This window comes from Ruegeria sp. S84, from assembly GCF_056583445.1.
Map to the genome: position 1 here is coordinate 1808817 of NZ_CM152618.1, position 16849 is coordinate 1825665.

14 protein-coding genes are annotated in these 16849 nt (G+C 54.4%); 2 read left to right on the top strand and 12 right to left on the bottom strand.

Going from position 1 to position 16849, the window contains the following annotated elements; genetic code table 11:
• Genes AC1DFB_RS09135 through xylF form a run of 3 tightly spaced genes read right to left on the bottom strand, consistent with a single transcriptional unit; the run spans position 1 to position 3182 of the window.
• A complete protein-coding gene (locus AC1DFB_RS09135) occupies positions 1–804 on the bottom strand; it encodes an ATP-binding cassette domain-containing protein (protein WP_170379765.1) in 804 nt (267 codons plus the stop codon).
• The gene (locus tag AC1DFB_RS09140; protein ID WP_170396208.1) at positions 804–2102 is read right to left on the bottom strand and encodes a sugar ABC transporter permease; all 1299 of its coding nucleotides are present in this window, start codon (positions 2100–2102) and stop codon (positions 804–806) included. Before AC1DFB_RS09140 ends, AC1DFB_RS09135 begins: the two co-directional genes overlap by 1 nt.
• 60 nt (positions 2103–2162) lie before the next feature.
• On the bottom strand, positions 2163–3182 hold the full coding sequence (xylF, locus tag AC1DFB_RS09145) for a D-xylose ABC transporter substrate-binding protein (protein WP_170512769.1): 1020 nt from the start codon (positions 3180–3182) through the stop codon (positions 2163–2165).
• A 151-nt stretch (positions 3183–3333) separates the two neighbouring features.
• On the opposite strand from xylF, the gene AC1DFB_RS09150 reads away from it, so the two are divergent.
• Positions 3334–4551, top strand: coding sequence for an ROK family transcriptional regulator (locus tag AC1DFB_RS09150; RefSeq protein ID WP_170403445.1), 1218 nt, complete (start codon positions 3334–3336; stop codon positions 4549–4551).
• Positions 4541–6049 (top strand): CRTAC1 family protein, encoded by a 1509-nt coding sequence (locus AC1DFB_RS09155; RefSeq protein ID WP_170403447.1) that lies wholly within the window; start codon positions 4541–4543, stop codon positions 6047–6049. The genes AC1DFB_RS09150 and AC1DFB_RS09155 overlap by 11 nt, the downstream gene beginning before the upstream one ends.
• Here the strand turns inward: AC1DFB_RS09155 and AC1DFB_RS09160 are convergent, their stop codons facing one another.
• The 9 genes from AC1DFB_RS09160 to AC1DFB_RS09200 all read right to left on the bottom strand — a co-directional run bounded on the left by AC1DFB_RS09160 (position 6050) and on the right by AC1DFB_RS09200 (position 16848).
• A complete protein-coding gene (locus AC1DFB_RS09160; protein ID WP_480922553.1) occupies positions 6050–7348 on the bottom strand; it encodes a cytochrome-c peroxidase in 1299 nt (432 codons plus the stop codon).
• On the bottom strand, positions 7338–8285 hold the full coding sequence (locus AC1DFB_RS09165; protein WP_480922554.1) for an aldose epimerase family protein: 948 nt from the start codon (positions 8283–8285) through the stop codon (positions 7338–7340). Before AC1DFB_RS09165 ends, AC1DFB_RS09160 begins: the two co-directional genes overlap by 11 nt.
• Positions 8286–8293: 8 nt before the next feature.
• The gene (gene xylB / locus AC1DFB_RS09170; protein ID WP_170403453.1) at positions 8294–9751 is read right to left on the bottom strand and encodes a xylulokinase; all 1458 of its coding nucleotides are present in this window, start codon (positions 9749–9751) and stop codon (positions 8294–8296) included.
• A gap of 76 nt (positions 9752–9827) precedes the next feature.
• Complete coding sequence (locus AC1DFB_RS09175; protein ID WP_170403456.1) at positions 9828–10982, bottom strand: Gfo/Idh/MocA family protein; 1155 nt, start codon at positions 10980–10982, stop codon at positions 9828–9830.
• Positions 10982–12037, bottom strand: a complete 1056-nt coding sequence (locus AC1DFB_RS09180; protein ID WP_480894996.1) for a sugar phosphate isomerase/epimerase family protein — start codon at positions 12035–12037, stop codon at positions 10982–10984. The genes AC1DFB_RS09175 and AC1DFB_RS09180 overlap by 1 nt, the downstream gene beginning before the upstream one ends.
• A gap of 28 nt (positions 12038–12065) precedes the next feature.
• Complete coding sequence (locus AC1DFB_RS09185; RefSeq protein ID WP_480758950.1) at positions 12066–13124, bottom strand: LacI family DNA-binding transcriptional regulator; 1059 nt, start codon at positions 13122–13124, stop codon at positions 12066–12068.
• 7 nt (positions 13125–13131) lie between these two features.
• The gene (locus AC1DFB_RS09190) at positions 13132–14754 is read right to left on the bottom strand and encodes a dihydroxyacetone kinase subunit DhaK (protein ID WP_480922555.1); all 1623 of its coding nucleotides are present in this window, start codon (positions 14752–14754) and stop codon (positions 13132–13134) included.
• 11 nt (positions 14755–14765) lie between these two features.
• Positions 14766–15758 carry an ABC transporter ATP-binding protein gene (locus AC1DFB_RS09195; RefSeq protein WP_480922556.1) on the bottom strand — a complete coding sequence of 331 codons (993 nt, stop codon included), beginning with the start codon at positions 15756–15758 and terminating at the stop codon, positions 14766–14768.
• Entirely contained in the window at positions 15751–16848 is a 1098-nt protein-coding gene (locus AC1DFB_RS09200; protein WP_480922557.1) for an ABC transporter ATP-binding protein, read from the bottom strand. Before AC1DFB_RS09200 ends, AC1DFB_RS09195 begins: the two co-directional genes overlap by 8 nt.
• Between the last annotated feature and the right edge of the window lies 1 nt (position 16849).

Sequence of the window (16849 nt, forward strand, 5' to 3'; positions counted from 1 at the left end):
CTACTCTGCTTTTTGTGCTGGCTGCTTGCCGAGAATGATCATCGACAATAGATCGTCATCAGTTACATCTGCGATATCGACCGTCCCAACCAGTTTTCCGTTCTTCATGACCGATGCGCGGTCGCACAGTTCCATGACGGCATGCACGTCGTGATCGATCAGAAATATCCCGATGCCTTGCGCCTTTAGCTGGTGGATCAGATCCGCCACCATCTGAGTTTCATGTGGCCCAAGCGCTGCTGTGGGTTCATCCATGATCAGGATACGGGCGTTGAAATAGACCGCGCGCGCGATGGCCACCGATTGCCTTTGACCGCCGGATAATGCGGAAACGGGATCATTGAACTTTTGAAAGTTCGGATTGAGCTGCGCCATGATCTTTCGGCACTCGGCCTCCATGGCTGCGTCGTTGACCAAGCCAAAAGGCGTCGTCATCTCGCGCCCCAGGAACAGGTTTGATGTCGCGTCCAGATTGTCGGCCAAGGCGAGCGTCTGATATATCGTTTCGATATTGTTCGCCCGGGCGTCACGGGGATTGCCAATCTCGACCGGCTTGCCATCGATCAGAATCTCGCCGTGGTCCATCTGATAGGCGCCGGACAATACCTTGATCAACGTGGACTTTCCGGCCCCGTTGTGGCCAAGCAGGCCAACGACTTCACCCGGATAGAGATCGACCGACACATGGTCGACGGCCTTGATCCCACCGAAGGAAATCGAAATATCGCGCATCTCGACCAATGGCGGCGCGCCTGAACCGCGCCCAGTGCCAGAAGGTTTTTTCTGCGTATCCTGAGCTTGCATCACTTTGCCCCCAGTCGCTTGCGGTAAACGATGTCGATATAGACGGCCAACACGAGGACGCTGCCGACGACGATGTTCTGAAACGGCGCGTCAACGCCAACCATTGCCATGCCCGATTGCAGCGCCTGCATGATCAATGCACCCAGGATCGCGCCATAGATAGTGCCGATGCCGCCTGACAATGCGGTTCCTCCGATCACTGCAGCTGCTATGACCCGAAGTTCGTCGAGCGTACCAATGTCGTTCGAATGGTTCGCCAAGCGAGCCGAGGCGACCACCGCGGACACCGCGCACAAGAAACCCATCAAAGCGAAGATTTTCACGGTCAGCAGCCGAGTGTTGATACCCGAAAGCTCTGCCGCATCCGGGTTGCCGCCAGTGGCAAAGATGTACCGACCAAACCGGGTTTTTCGCGCCACAATTGTCAGCGTGACAGCCACGATGATTAGGATGAGTACAGAAATCGGTATGCCGTATCCTACAACTAGCCCCTCTGGCATTGTCTCTCCGCGTGCTTCGAACATACGTTGCAGTCGGCGCGTCGGTATGGCGTAGCTGTTTACGATGTAAACGTACCCAAGGATGGCGATTGCGATTATCCCGGCCAGAGTGGCTTCGGCCCAGACAGGTTTGACGGGGAATCCATGTGCCGCCTTTGCGCGACGACTGCTCCACAAAGCCCAGATCGCGATTGCGGTAGCAAACAAGCCGAACAGCCAGCTTGTCGTCGTTCCCAATGTCCCGTTGGTCCCGCCAAACATCAAGAATGTACTATCCAGAGGACCAATCGTCTGACCGCTGGTCAAATACCAAGCCACGTTTCGCCAAACCAGAAATCCACCAAGCGTGACGATGAAGGCTGGTATCGTCAGGTATCCGACCATCCAGCCATGAAACGCACCAATCAGCGTGCCGACAAACAGCCCAACAACAATGGTGATCGCCCAGGTTGCTGGATTGTTCAAACCCATCCCAAGTACTTGCGGCAAAAGCTCAGTTTGCGTCATTGCCATCACAGCCGAGGTAGTTGCCAGCAGCGCTCCTACCGACAAGTCGATGTGTCGCGTGACGATAATGAACACCATCCCACATGCCATAATGGCGACCGAAACTGTCTGGATGGACAGGTTGAATAGATTGCGCGGCGTCAGGAACCTTCCATCTGTGAAGATGTTGAACCCGATGCACAGGATGACAAACGCGCCGATCATTCCCAAAAGCCGCATATCCAGTTCCAGTTGCTGGAACAGGCTGGGTTTCGCTTTTTCAGGTACCGGCTGAGACGAAGTTTCGGTCATTTCCGATCTTTCACATTCAGCAATAGTCCCCGGCCCAGACGGGGCCAGGGACTTTGAAGTTTAGTTGCAGGGAGCAGGTCCGTTTTCAACGCCCTGACACAGATCTTCCAATGGGATCCATCCAGCGTCCACAACAACGGATAGGTTGTCCTTGGTGATCGGAACGGGTGCGAGGAAGACCGAGTTCATCTCGGTGCCACCCGGTGATGTCCAACTAACTGCACCTTCGACATCAGCAGGGCTTGTCCCTCCGCTCAGTGCGACTGCGATTTCGCCAGCGGCCTTTCCGAGTTCACGAGCGTCCTTCCATACCGAAACGGTTTGAGTGCCCAGCGCAACGCGGTTCAACGCTGCGTGGTCGCCATCCTGACCTGACACCGGAATGCCTTCCATACCCTGTGCTGTTAGGGCCGCAACAACACCGCCTGCAGTACCGTCATTCGACGCAACGACTGCATCCACGTTGTTCTCGTTCGCGGTCAGGATTTGTTCCATGTTCCGCTGCGCGTTCGCGGGCAACCAACCATCTGTGTAGGCTTCACCAACAATTACAATGTCACCGCTGTCGACGGCTGCTCCGATGATCTCTTGCTGACCCCCGCGCAGGAAATCTGCGTTCGGATCAGTAGGAGAGCCTTTGATCATCACGTAGTTGCCTTTTGGCATGGCCTCAAAGACAGCCCGAGCCTGCATTCTGCCGACTTCCACGTTGTCGAAGGTCAGATAAAATGCTCGGTCGTCCTCGATCAGACGGTCATAGGCAATGACCGGGATGCCTTCGTCAGCGGCAGCCTGAACCGCCGGTCCAATCGCCTGCGCGTCCTGCGCGAGAATAATGAGTGCATCCACGCCTTGCGCAATCAGGCTTTCGATATCCGAAAGCTGTTTGGCCGAAGACGATTGCGCATCGGCCGAGATATACTCGGCACCGCCGGCTTCTAGCGCCGATTTGATCGCGGCTTCGTCTGTCTTCCAGCGCTCTTCCTGAAAGTTGGACCAGCTTACGCCGACTACCGGCTCTGCGAACGCAGTCGAGGCCAGCAGCGTGGCTACAGCTGAAAAGCTGAGAATTTTTTTCATGATTTCCTCCCATAAGCAGAGCCATCTCAACTCGATTCGCGGCTCTTACAGTTTTAAATAACACATTTATTTCAGTCGGTAAAATATTTAGTCTATAAGACACACCAAAATTCAAATAGATTGAACCAAAGGTAAGATTCGCGAGGGCAAGATGCTGAAAAGCAAAGCGTCTGTAGTTTCTTTGGACCAACGAAACGCGACCCGCCTGCGGGTGTTGGAACAGATCAGAAGCAATGGATCCGTATCGCGGATTGATATCGCATCCGCCTTGGAGACCAGTCCTGCCACGATCACTTCAGCGACGGCTGATCTGATCTCGGCAGGGCTGATCAAGGAAACCGAAGGCGAAGCTCAGTCAAAGTCTGGAAAAAGAGGGCGGCCCAGAGTTTTGCTGCAATTGGATGGCCAATCCATTCTTGTTGCGGGCCTGAAGATTGCTCGTCAGGTGATCTCGGTCATATTGGTGGATTTTGAAGGCAACGAGGTGACGTCGCACAACGTCCCGCTTGAAGACGCCCGAATGTCGCCGACGAACCTTATATCGACTATTCGCGAAGCCCTTGAAGTTACGTGCCAACGGGTCGGTCTTTCAATCGGACACTTGGCTGGCGTTTCAATCGGATTGGCCGGGCAGATTGATGCGGCAAGGAACTTTGTCCACTGGTCATCCTCGGTAACTGAAAGAAACATTGACTTCAGCCCTTTACTTGCGAAAGAACTCCCCTGCCCTGCATTCGTGGAAAACGACGCGAACCTTGTCGCAAAGGCTGAACAGCTTTCTGGGCTAGGCAACGGGTTGAAGAATTTCCTTGTCGTCACGATCGAACATGGTGTTGGGCTTGGCATCGTTCTGGACGGCCGACTTTATCGCGGGGAAAGAGGGTGCGGGGCCGAATTTGGGCATACTAAGGTGCAACTCGATGGCGCATTATGCCAATGTGGACAACGGGGGTGTCTGGAAGCCTATGTGGGGGACTACGCCCTGATCCGGGAAATGACTGTCACAGGTCACGCCGATAATATGCAAACGGTCTCGGATATCCACGCTCGTGCCAATTCCGGTGATGATAGAGCCGCCTCGGTTCTAGCGCGTGCAGGACAGATGTTCGGGCTTGGGGTATCCAATCTGATTAATCTGTTCGATCCCCAGTGCATTATTGTATCGGGCGCGCAAATGAGTTTTGAACACCTTTGCTCAGCCGAAGTTATGACGCGCATTCGAAATGGTGTTGTGAATGTCGACGCACCCTTGCCTGAAATCAAAGTGCATCACTGGGGTGATCTGATGTGGGCCAAAGGTGCGGCCGCCTATGGGATCGAACAAGTCTCGATCCTGAAGGTGAAGGAGCTTGCGGCGAATGCGTCCTGAACTTGCGGCATTACTCTTTCTTGCCACGGCTGCCGAAGCGGGCACTCAACCGCAATTCAAAGTAATAGATGTACCTGCACATATCTACGACGGCGGTTGGGAGCATTTTGTGGGTGGTGGCGTAGCAGTTTTCGACTGTGACGGCGACACGTTTCCCGAATTGTTCGTCGCGGGCGGATCCAATCGATCTCAGCTGTTCAAAAACACCTCTCAGGGCGAGATTTCTTTTCGGATTGAAACGCCGGATCCACTGTTCTTGACGGGAGTAACCGGTGCTTACCCATTAGACATTAACGGCGATGGCTTGACTGACCTGGCCATTTTGCGCGTTGGCGAAGATGTGCTGCTTCAAGGGCAGTCGGATTGTCAGTTTCGTCCCTTCGATAACATCGAGTTCCAATCCGAAGATCACTGGACCACAGGGTTTTCAGCCACTTGGGAAGAAGGCCAGTCTATGCCGACTCTGGCGTTTGGAACTTACGTGGATCGCTTCGATCCAGAAGGTCCGTTTGAATCCTGCGGGCCAACCCTACTCTATCGCCCGAACGGGAACAGTTATGGCCAACCCCAGCATCTGAAACCGGGATATTGCTCGCTTTCCATTTTGTTTTCAGACTGGGCGCGAACCGGACGTGCTGACCTCCGTATCAGCAACGACCGCCACTATTATGTTCGTGGCGGGCAAGAGCAACTATGGGCCATGGAGCCAGAGCCCCGATTGTATTCGCCCGAAGACGGATGGCTGCCCTATTCGATCTGGGGCATGGGAATTGCCTCTCGCGATCTGACCGGAGACGGCTTTCCTGAGGTTTACTTGACTTCGATGGGTGACCAAAAACTCCAAATTTTTGACCCCGATACCGGCGGCCCGACGTGGCGCGATGCAACTTATGAAAAAGGCACGACTGCCCACAGGCCGCATGTCGGCAATGACGGAAGGCCGTCGACCGGTTGGCACGCGCAGTTTGGAGACGTCAACAATGACGGCAGAGACGACATCTTCGTCGCCAAAGGCAATGTCGAGCAAATGCCCGATGCAGCACTGAACGACCCGAACAACCTTTTGGTTCAGGATTCGGAAGGTCAGTTTATCGAAGCTTCGGCAGAGGCTGGTGTTGCGTCGATAGCGAAGTCTCGCGGCGCAGCGCTTGCGGATCTGAACAACGATGGGCGGCTCGATCTGGTGGTCGTAAACCGTGGATCAAAACTTGAGGTCAACCAGAATATGTCAGCAGGTGACAATTGGCTGTTGGTAGAAGTTACTCAGGACAAATTCAATTGGGCAGCGGTAGGCGGATTTGTCGAGGTTCGAACCAGGCGGGGATTACAGACCCGCGAAATTACCATTGGCGGCGGACATGTAGGAGGCACGGCCGGCTATCATCATTTCGGCTTGGGGGCCGAGACCCAAGTACAGTTACGAGTTATATGGCCGGACGGAGAAGTCGGTGCGTGGCAGGAGGTCGTGCCGAACCAGATCGTTGAAATGCACAGGTGACTATTGATCTACCGGCAGACCGCTTGGAACAAAGGCAGGAACGCCCAACCTCTGAGCAGGGTCTTCAAGGCTTGCCAGAAAGCTCAATAACGCGTCGATCTCATTATCCGTTAGAACAACCTTCGGTAAACCGTTGCTTTTGGCTATGGCATCTAGATGTTGCTGATCCAGCAGCGGAGTTTCGTCTTCAGAACCCGGAAAATCTGGCAAATAAGCCATTTCAGTAGTGTAGCTTCGCAAAGAAGAAACCGAATCCAGATGGTGGCGTACGATATCCTCCAGCCGTGCAAATGCTCCATTGTGCCCGTAAGGAGCGGTTAGCGTCACATTGCGGAGCGATGGCGTACGAAAGGCAAACGCGTCCTCGGAGTTACCCGTGACGCGAAGACGACCATCATCTCTGACATGGTTCTCAAATCGAGCGGCCTTTCCGGGCCCGATTTGCGGAAGAGCGATCGAATGAAACTTGTGATCTGTTTGGAACCATCCCACGTGGCATGCGCTACACCCCGCCTCTCCATAAAACAGGTTCATGCCAAGTTCGGCGTCTTCGGATAGTGTGCCCTCACCTCGCATCGCGCGATCAAAAGGACTGTTATCTGCGCGCCATTCGAACGCGATGAAATCTGCGATCACATTTGCTATGGCCGTGAAAGATATCTCACCACCCGGCGTAATGGCTTCAAACCGCTGCTTGTATTCTGGGATAGCGGCAACACGTGCTGCAATCAGATCCCACGCGCCGCCTTGCTGTGTCAAAAGCCCGAGTCGAACTGCCTTGCTGACGTCATTTTCCGAGTAATGACCAGCCATTTCGTCTGGTGAAAGAACCGGGAACATCGCCTGCGCCGCTAATGCCGATTGGAAACCGGACCGCATATGTGTCCCCAAAGGTGTTCTAATCCCGTTGGGTTGTGATGGATCGGCCTCAAGGCGCCCATCATGAAAAAACGTCGTAAACTCTGTCGCACCAAGATTCCAAAGCGCCGGTGAATTACGGGGGATGCGTTGCTCCGGCGTATTCTGGGGATCCAGCCTGCGTTCAGCAGCCAGGCCAATCCCGCCTTCCCCGATTCCTAACGAAAGGCCGTCCGAAGTGCCAAACCTCGGGTGATGGCATGTCGCGCAACTGATGTTCTTGTTGCCGGACAAAATCGGGTCGTAGAATAGCAACTGTCCTAGTTCAACGCGGTCGAAATCAGGTTCTAGGAAAGTTGGAGGTGGCCCAAGCTCCTGAGCATTGGCGCCATTGCCGGCAATCAAAAAGCCAATGGTGGAAATGACTAACCTAGCTCTCATTGCCATCTTCCGAAATCTCGAGCGTGAGCACCTGCCTGTACGGTTTCTCGTAGGTGCATATGATCGAAGGAAACGAGGGTATGTTGGGCGCATTCGGATATCCGGAGGGTTCGATGCACAAACCAGCCGAACCGCTTAGCGGCTTCGCCAATTGGGCACCCGAATAGACCTGTACTCCGGGTTGGTCAGAATATGCAGTCAGAGAAAGACCAGACGGTGCGGTGAACTTCGCGATCGGACCAGTTGGATCGCGATTCAGGTCAAAGCAGAAATAGTGGTCTATGGCCTTTGGAACATGCCCGATCGATCTGGGCGCAGAGAAATCAAGTTCGCCGTTCTTGGTCGAACACACCGCACCGGACGGAACTCCTTGTTCGTCTAGTTCCAAGTAGCGGACAGAGGCCAGTTCCAGCTTGTGTGCGTCGACACCTTTTGAGCTGCCCAACGAATAATAGTTATGCTGCGTTAGGCTGATCGGCGTAGGACGGTCAGGATAACCTTTTAATATATAGGTCAACCGTGGGTACCGCAGCGTGACGCTGACCTCGAACCGGACATTCGCAGGAAAACCGCTTTCCCCGTCGTGTGAAAGGTAGTGCAATACCACTTCGTTCGGTGCGGTCTGTCTAAGGTTCCAGAATTGTTTGGAAAGCCCCTCAGCCCCGCCATGCAGACTATTCTTACCCTCATTGGCGCTAAGCCCAAAACGTGTGCCTGCCAACTCGAACCGCGCGCCGCCGATCCGGTTCGCAACACGACCTACAACTGCGCCCACATAACTTGTATCGAGTAAGTACTTGATTGGATTATCAAACCCCAAAATAAGCGGTATATCCTTGAACCACCAACTTTGAGTGATTGCCCCGTAGTTCAGCACCGATGCCCGCATATCGCCATCGATCAGCATAACCGTCTCGACCCGAGAAGAATATTCCATTGCAGGCGTCATCCTGCCGCCAAGGGCGCCAGCGCCATGTAATACTGTCGATATCGCCCATATTCCTTTTCATAGTGTTCGGCCAGATCGTTACGTGGATCGATAACTTCCTGAATTTTGGGCGGTGTCATGATGTCCCCAAGGTTTGCGTTGTTGGCCGCGCAGATAGCGAGGCGCGCTGCGCCCATCGCCGCTCCGAAATCACTGCCTTTTGGCAAGCCCAACGGCACTTGCAATACGGTCGCCATTGTTTCCAACCAGAACCTGGATCGTGCACCTCCTCCAACAGCCATCAAGTTGGTCGGTACGGTTCCTGTGCTTTTTAAGGCTTCAAGACAGTCCCGCATCGCAAAGGCGACGCCTTCCATCACAGATTGTGTCAGTTCAGCGGGGCCCGACGCGACATCTACGCCTAAGAAAGCTGCTCGGATACGGCTGTTGTTATGCGGCGTTCGCTCGCCTGAAAGGTACGGTAGGAACGCGATCGAGGAGGGTCCGGTTATACTGTCGGGTACCATCGACGCCAGTTTTTCCACAGATTGACTTAGATTGCGAGACAACCAATTCATACTGTTTGTTGCCGAGAGTATGACCCCCATTTGTATCCACATTTCGGGAACAGCGTGGCAAAAGCAATGTACTGCAGTTTCAGGTGCCGGAGCATATGCATCCCGAGCAACAAGAAGAACTCCGGACGTTCCCAAAGATACAAAACCCGCGCCGTCCCGAATGCTCCCGATGCCACACGCGGCGGCCGCATTGTCACCTGCGCCACCTGCCACAACGACAGGATTGGAAAGCCCCCACGCCCGCCGCAGCTCAGTTTTCAACTCACCAGCCGGTTCGTTCCCTTCGACAAGACGCGGCATCTGCGAGGCATGCATGTGACCCAAACCCAAAGCCGTTTCCGACCACTGACGATTGTCTACGTCCAACCATGATGTGCCGGCACTGTCTGACATGTCCGATATGTACTCACCCGTCAGCCAAAACCGCAGATAGTCTTTAGGCAATAGAACCTTGGCTGTTTTTGAGAACACCTCGGGCTCGTGCGATCGCACCCATTCCAGTTTCGGGGCCGTGAAGCCAGGAAAAACGATGTTTCCTGATATGGTGCGCATCTGTGGAATCTGGTCGAGTGTACTTGCCTCGTCCGCCGAGCGTGTATCATTCCATAGAATGCAGGGCCTAAGAACCCTTCCACTGGCATCCAATAAAGTGGCACCATGCATGTGTCCGCTCAGACCAATGCCGCGAAGTTTTGCGAATGCCGGTTCGTTGTCCGCACGGAGATTCGCGACGACTTCTAAGCAAGCGCTAATCCAATCTGACGGATTCTGCTCGGACCAGCCGGGTTTTGGCGTCGATGTAGAAATGCCAGCTTCTGCGTCGCTGACGACGAGACCGGATTCATCGATCAGAATGCCTCTGAGTCCCGACGTTCCCAAATCCAATCCAAGATACATTCGGCGCCATCCTTTGAGTTTTATTTTAGTTGATAAAATTAATCATGGAAGACGCAGTGTCAAGGCGACTGTCGCGCTACTCCAACTTTACCCAAGCCGCATTTCTTGCAGAACTTTGCACGCAAGCTGCAACGAACCTGACACCATTCAATCCATCCTGAACAGTGGGATAGATCACCGATGGATCAGCTGAATTGCCACTTCGAAACGCTGTTATGGCGTCCGCAGCTTCACTATAGACATTTGCAAAACCTTCCAGATACCCTTCCGGATGGCCCGGAGGCACCCTGCTCAGACGGTTGGCGGCGTCCCCGGCTCCGGCCCCATTGCGGGTGATCAGTCGTTTCGGCTCACCATAGGGCGTAAACCAAAGATAGTTTGGATCTTCCTGCGCCCACTCGATCCCACCTTTTTCACCATAGACACGCAATCGCAGTGCGTTTTCGTTGCCGGGGGCAACTTGGGACGACCACAGCATCCCGCGCGCGCCACCGTCGAACCGCAGCAGGACATGTGCGTTATCGTCGACCCTGCGCCCCGGCACAAAGGCCTGCAAGTCAGCCGCAAGGCTTTCCGCCTTCAAGCCTGTCACAAAGCAGGCGATATTGTAGGCGTGGGTTCCGATGTCACCCGTCGATCCCCCTGCTCCGGAACGCTCAGGATCGGTTCGCCATTCGGCTTGCTTAAAGTCTTGCTGCTCGGTCAACCAGTCCTGCGGATATTCAACCTGAACCACGCGGATATTGCCAATCTCTCCGTTGGCGACCATCTCACGCGCCTGCCTGACCATTGGATAACCGGTGTAGTTATGGGTTAGAATGAACAGCGCGCCTGAACTCTCCGCCGCCTTCACGAGCTTCTTGGCATCCGCAAGGGTCGAAGTGAGGGGCTTGTCGCAAATCACGTGAATACCGCGCTTCAAGAACTCTCGCGCTGCGGCGTAATGAACGTGATTAGGCGTGACGATCGAGACTGCTTCGATCCCCGATTTCAAACGCGCTTCTCTGATCGCCATCTGCTTAAAGTCGTCATAGACCCGTTCGAGCCCCAACGCTTCTCCGCTTTCTCGAGATTTTTCTGGCGTTGAAGACAAGGCACCTGCGACCAACTCGAACTTGTCATCCAAGCGCGCCGCAATTCGATGCACACCTCCTATGAAAGCATCAGTGCCGCCACCAACCATGCCAAGGCGAATGCGGCCTGATTTTACTTCACTGCGTCCAGTTACCATCAGTCTATCCCCAGCATTTTTCGATTGGCCGCCATATCGCTGCCGCCATCCGCAAAGTCGTCGAATGCTTTCTCTGTGACACGGATAATGTGGTCAGAAACGAATTGCGCACCTTCGCGCGCTCCGTCTTCTGGGTGTTTCAAGCAGCACTCCCACTCGACCACGGCCCAGCCGTCAAAATCGTTTGCAGCCATCTTCGAAAAAACGGCCCCAAAGTCGACCTGACCATCACCAAGCGAGCGGAAACGCCCTGCCCGGTTAACCCAGCTTTGATAACCAGAATAGACGCCCTGCCGACCGGTCGGGTTGAACTCGGCGTCTTTGACATGGAACATCCGGATTCGGTCTTTGTAGATGTCGATATTATCAAGGTAGTCGAGACACTGCAGAACGTAATGCGACGGGTCGTACAGCATACAAGCCCGAGCATGATTGCCCGCCCGTTCGAGGAACATCTCATAGGTCACGCCATCATGCAGATCCTCGCCTGGATGGATTTCATAACAAACATCGACTCCGCAGTCTTCTGCGTGATCCAGGATCGGGACCCAACGGCTGGCAAGCTCATCAAATGCTGTTTCGACAAGGCCAGCAGGACGTTGCGGCCAAGGGTAAACATAAGGCCATGCGAGCGCGCCAGAGAATGTCGCGTGCGCTGATATCCCTAAATTTTTGGAAGCTGACAGCGCCTTCTTAACCTGATCAACGGCCCACTCCTGCCGGGCTTTTGGGTTTCCCCTGACGCTTTCGGCAGCAAAGCCGTCGAATGCTGCGTCGTATGCGGGATGCACGGCAACAAGTTGGCCCTGAAGATGCGTGGACAACTCCGTCACTTCCACGCCGTTCTCTTTGGCCTTGCCCTTGAATTCATCGCAGTAATCCGTGCTTGAGGCAGCGGTTTCAAGATCAAACAACCGGCCGTCCCAACTGGGCACCTGAACGCCTCTGTACCCACAATCCGCCGCCCATTTGGTAATGGTGTCCCACGAGTTGAAAGGCGCTTCATCTCCGGCGAACTGTGCCAGAAACAACGCCGGGCCTTTAATCGTTTCCATAATGTCTCCTCCCCAAAAACCGATGCCTCTATGGCGGTAAATTTTCCTTCAGATAGATATCGATGCGAATACGTTCTTGTGCCTTGTTGAACGGAACCTTGTCTGATGTTGCGCGCAACAGACGGACCGCGGATCGGACCAAGTGACCTGAATCCTGCGAGATTAACGCATCAAATGTACCACGGCTCAGTGCGTCACGGCTGAGCGGCGTGAGTTCATGGGCTATGATCACCAGATCTTTGCTGATTTTGCTGTCGGACAGAAACTGGATCAAACCGGCGTTGCCAGCAGCGGAAGAATAGATACCGACAAGATCTGGATAGGTCTCAAAAATCTCGGGCATCATCTTGTAGATCAGCTCAGGGTCATCGCGACCTTCGACCGACGCCACAACTTCGAGATGCGGAAAATCTTCGGCAATCACCAGATCGAAACCCTGCCGTCGTTCCAAATGATCCCGTGCCAAGCGCGAGCCTGTCAAGACCAACAACTTTCCCTTGCGATGCACAAAGCGCCCCATCAACTGTGCCGCAGTCCGACCAGCCGACACGTTGTCAACTCCGACGAAGTGGTCGCGCTCCGAGCTGGGCAGGTCAGACACCAACGCGACGACTGGAACGCCTTTGTCCCGGACCCGTTTCACTGCATCACGTACCGACGGTGTTTCCGGACCGAAGACAGCGACGCCATCGACTTCCCGAATGTCCAAGGCGTCTAGGATTTCGACAATTTCCTGGGGATCAAATGGAGCGACACGTTGGATTTTCATACGCGTCCGCTCGATGAACTGATCGCGCGACTGGTCTACGATTTGCTTGCTGAGCGCTTCGACAAACTCGTTGTCGCTATCGGGCAGCACAAACAAGAAGTTATAGACACGCTTTCTCGCAAGGTTGGCTGCAGCGGTGTCGCGGACATAGCCAAGCTCATTAATTGCCTGTTGAACCTTTTGTACAGTCACTGCACGAACGCCCGGCCGTCTGTTCAGGACACGATCAACGGTTGCCAGACTGACACCCGCAACACGCGCAATGTCATTCACAGTTGGTTTGTTCACCAATTCTAGTTTGTGTTTTTGCTCTTTCACGTGTCGTTCAGCCTTTAATCTCCCGCGCCAACCCCTCGAACAGCAAGGCGACGGCTTCAGCGCCAGGGTCGTTGTTTCCCATCAGGTTTTCCTCGGGAACATAAGCGGCCCGACCGGCCTTGGCACGGTGAATATTTGCAGTGCTGTCCGCGCCTTCGCGCGCTGCATGTGCAGCTTGGACCAATCCCAAAGGCAGAGCGTCCAAAGCGGGTGCCAACGCGTCGATCATTGTCCTGTCGCCGACCTTCGCGCCCCCAACCTGGCTGACGCGGTTCAAACCTTCCACCAAAGACTTCGGGATCGATGCGCCACTGGCGCAGGCGTCTCCTGCTGCATTGAAAAAGATGGCAAGAATGACCCCTGAAGAACCACCCATTGTTTGGCTGAGTTCGTTGCCCAAAGCCGGAAAAAGTTGCGTCAGATCCGCAAGTGGCATTCGGTCCAGACTACCCTGCAGAGCCCTGGCCGCAGTTGCCAATGTGCTGCCGGTATCTCCATCGCCGGACTTGGCATCTAACTCATTCAGGTCCTTCTCAGCATTTATCATCAATTCGGACAATCGCGTGATCGTTTCCTTCGTCGCGGGATTGTTGGATGGAATAGGATCAATCGGTGTCAAGCCATCAGGCAAAGGCGCGACTTGAATTGGATCAATAGAATTGACGCCTGGCCATGCCACGAGAGCTACCGGAGCTTCAAGCGCCGACAGTTCGCCTTCGCTCACGGGCAAGACAGAAACAGAGAATCCGTGCATGTCCAGAGATGTCATCATTGGCGAAGGACCGATAATGTGACGCGCCATCCCTGTTTCGGATAACGCTTGCGTCAACACGGACATTTCCAGTGGGGTTGTAGACCCGAGGTTGTTAACCAACGCAACACATTCCCCCGAGCTAATCCGTTGTTTTAACTTTCCTACGACGGTGGACATAGCCGTGACCGCGTTGGCAAAATCCACCTGCTCAACACCCGGTTCGCCATGGATTCCCAAGCCCAACTCGGCTTTGCCCGGTGCAATCCTGTCCTCTTTCGGAGATCCCGGAACGGTGCAGGTATCGAGGCTCATCCCGATACTGACCACTTTACCGATGACGCTTTTTGCAGCCTTGGTCACTGTGTCCAGGTCAGCGCCATCTTCCGCAAGCGCGCCTGCAATTTTGTGTACGAACAAGGTCCCGGCCACACCACGCGGCTGCGGCAGATCCGGCAAGGCGATGTCATCATCGACTACCACCATCTCAACCTTGCGCCCCAAGGCGCGGGCGCGTTCCGCCGCAAGCCCAAAGTTCAACCGATCACCAGTGTAATTTTTCACAATTAGCAAACACCCCGCCTCACCGGTCACGGCCAGAATGCCCGCAAGAACCGCCTCAACCGAAGGCGATGCAAACACCTCTCCACACACAGCCGCAGTCAGCATGCCAACCCCGACAAACCCAGCATGAGCAGGTTCGTGACCAGACCCGCCACCAGACACCAATGCCACCTTGGATTTGTCCCAATCCGAACGGTAAACCACCTTGATATGCGGGTAGCCGTCCAATCGGGTCAATGCGCCGCCAGAAGCGGCCAAAAGACCGTCAATCGCCTCTGTTACAAGGGTTTCTTTGGTGTTGAGGAACTGGGCCATGCTTTTGCTCCTTAATTCACGCGCGCGCCGGACGCGTCAAAATACAACGGGTTGTGTGGGCGGATTTTTATAAGTTTTCCAGATGGATAATCCTGATGTACATCAATCAAGGTCACAACCGGGTGACCGTTCAGGTCCAGGTGTAGCCGCGTTTGATCCCCCAGATGCTCTGCGCGTATTACCCGCGCTTCGCTGCCTTCTCCTTCGATGATGTTTTCCGGGCGAAGACCTATCTGCGGACCTTTGTGATTACCTCCGAACAGCTCGGAAGGCAGAATGTTGATCCGTGGCAGTCCCAACCGGCTGGCGACATAAACGCTACCGGGGTTTTCATAGATGTCCCGGGGTGTTCCGTACTGAACCAGCCTGCCGTTCTCCAAAACGCCGATATGCGTCGCCATTGTCATGGCTTCGACTTGATCATGGGTCACGTATAGCAAGGTCGATCCCAGATCCGCCTGAATTCTTTTTAATTCGACCCGCAAATCCGCCCGAAGCTTGGCGTCCAAAGAGCTGAGGGGTTCATCCATCAGAAATATCTGGGGGTCTCGCACCAGCGCTCGTCCAATTGAAACGCGCTGCATTTCACCGCCAGACAGTTCAGTCGCTTTGTTGTTCAACTTGTGCGGAATCTGGAGGATGTCCGCAACTTCGTTAACCTTCCTCTTGATCTCATCCTCTGGCGTCTTCAGGATCGGCGACCTCAGAGGAAAAGACAGGTTCTCCCGCACTGTCATATGCGGGTACAGTGAGTATTGCTGGAAAACCATGGCCACATCGCGCTGGGCTGGCGTTTCTATTCCAACATCCCGTCCAGCAATGCGAACGGTTCCAGAATCCAGTTTCTCAAGTCCGGATATCAATCTCAGCGTCGTTGTCTTTCCCGCGCCCGTTGGACCCAATAGCACCACAAAGGCGCCGTTGGGGATCGTCATTGAGATATCCTCCACCGCCTTTAGATCGCCGAATGACTTCGAGATATTCTCTAAAACGACTTCAGCCATTACTTAGTACCTCGTCGTTCAGAGCGGACTTCAACGCGCGTCCGGTGGCCTTTTCAAACAGTGTTACTGCGGGTGAGCGGAACTCTAACCCCACCGTCTCGCCGGGATTTACGACTTCGCGCGCATCAATCCGGGCTTTCAGCTCTCCGTTCGGGCTTTGCAGCGTCACGATCTGGGTGGTTCCCAAATATTCTGTCGCCAGAACCTTGGCTCTGTAGGCGCTCGCATCCGATAGAAAAACATGCTCAGGGCGAACCCCAAAAACTAAGTCACCTTCCGCCCCCTCCATCAGTTTGGGCACGGCTTCGTCATGGCCATTTAGTCGAACCATTTCCGAGTCAGGCGCGACCTTTCCTTGAAACGGCAGGAAGTTCATGGAAGGGGACCCGATAAAATCTGCAACGAACATTGTGGCTGGTTTGTCGTAGATTTCCTGAGGTGTGCCGAATTGCTCAATCACAGCGTTGTTCATCACTACGATCTTGTCGCCCATTTGCATGGCTTCCAACTGGTCGTGTGTCACGTAAACAGTGGTTGCGCCCATACGGTCATGAAGCGCGCGTAACTCTTCGGCCATGTGTTCTCGAAACTCGGCATCTAAGGCACCCAACGGTTCGTCCATCATGAATGCCTTGGGTTCGCGAACGATCGCGCGGCCCAGCGCCACGCGCTGCCGGTCGCCACCCGACAGTCCACCTACCGGGCTATCGAGGATGTCGTTGATCCCCAGAATTCCCGCGACTTCTTCTACTTTGGCTTTTACAGCAGCACGCGGCATGCCCTGCGATATCAGGGGGTAGCTGATATTTTTGCGCACGTTCATGTGGGGATACAGCGCAAACATCTGGAACACGAATGCAATGTCTCGCTCTGATGGGGGTCGCTGGCTGATTTCTTCGCCGTCGAGATAGATCTCACCCGATGTTGGAAGCTCCAAGCCTGCGATCATCCTCAGCGTCGTTGTTTTGCCGCAGCCCGATGGACCAAGCAGCATGAAGAATTCACCATCTTCAATCGTGAACGAGCTTTCCCGCACAGCGGTGAAATCGCCGAACATCTTCTTTACGTTTTTGACAACGATCTGGGCCATT

Excerpts from the sequence above, each read along its gene's own strand:
- AC1DFB_RS09175 (WP_170403456.1), bottom strand. The coding sequence starts at position 10,982 with ATGGTAACTGGACGCAGTGAAGTAAAATCAGGCCGCATTCGCCTTGGC.
- AC1DFB_RS09165 (WP_480922554.1), bottom strand. The coding sequence starts at position 8,285 with ATGGAATATTCTTCTCGGGTCGAGACGGTTATGCTGATCGATGGCGAT.
- AC1DFB_RS09155 (WP_170403447.1), top strand. The coding sequence starts at position 4,541 with ATGCGTCCTGAACTTGCGGCATTACTCTTTCTTGCCACGGCTGCCGAA.
- xylB (WP_170403453.1), bottom strand. The coding sequence starts at position 9,751 with ATGTATCTTGGATTGGATTTGGGAACGTCGGGACTCAGAGGCATTCTG.
- AC1DFB_RS09200 (WP_480922557.1), bottom strand. The coding sequence starts at position 16,848 with ATGGCCCAGATCGTTGTCAAAAACGTAAAGAAGATGTTCGGCGATTTC.
- AC1DFB_RS09160 (WP_480922553.1), bottom strand. The coding sequence starts at position 7,348 with ATGAGAGCTAGGTTAGTCATTTCCACCATTGGCTTTTTGATTGCCGGC.
- AC1DFB_RS09135 (WP_170379765.1), bottom strand. The coding sequence starts at position 804 with ATGCAAGCTCAGGATACGCAGAAAAAACCTTCTGGCACTGGGCGCGGT.
- AC1DFB_RS09190 (WP_480922555.1), bottom strand. The coding sequence starts at position 14,754 with ATGGCCCAGTTCCTCAACACCAAAGAAACCCTTGTAACAGAGGCGATT.
- AC1DFB_RS09180 (WP_480894996.1), bottom strand. The coding sequence starts at position 12,037 with ATGGAAACGATTAAAGGCCCGGCGTTGTTTCTGGCACAGTTCGCCGGA.
- AC1DFB_RS09140 (WP_170396208.1), bottom strand. The coding sequence starts at position 2,102 with ATGACCGAAACTTCGTCTCAGCCGGTACCTGAAAAAGCGAAACCCAGC.
- AC1DFB_RS09150 (WP_170403445.1), top strand. The coding sequence starts at position 3,334 with ATGCTGAAAAGCAAAGCGTCTGTAGTTTCTTTGGACCAACGAAACGCG.
- xylF (WP_170512769.1), bottom strand. The coding sequence starts at position 3,182 with ATGAAAAAAATTCTCAGCTTTTCAGCTGTAGCCACGCTGCTGGCCTCG.
- AC1DFB_RS09195 (WP_480922556.1), bottom strand. The coding sequence starts at position 15,758 with ATGGCTGAAGTCGTTTTAGAGAATATCTCGAAGTCATTCGGCGATCTA.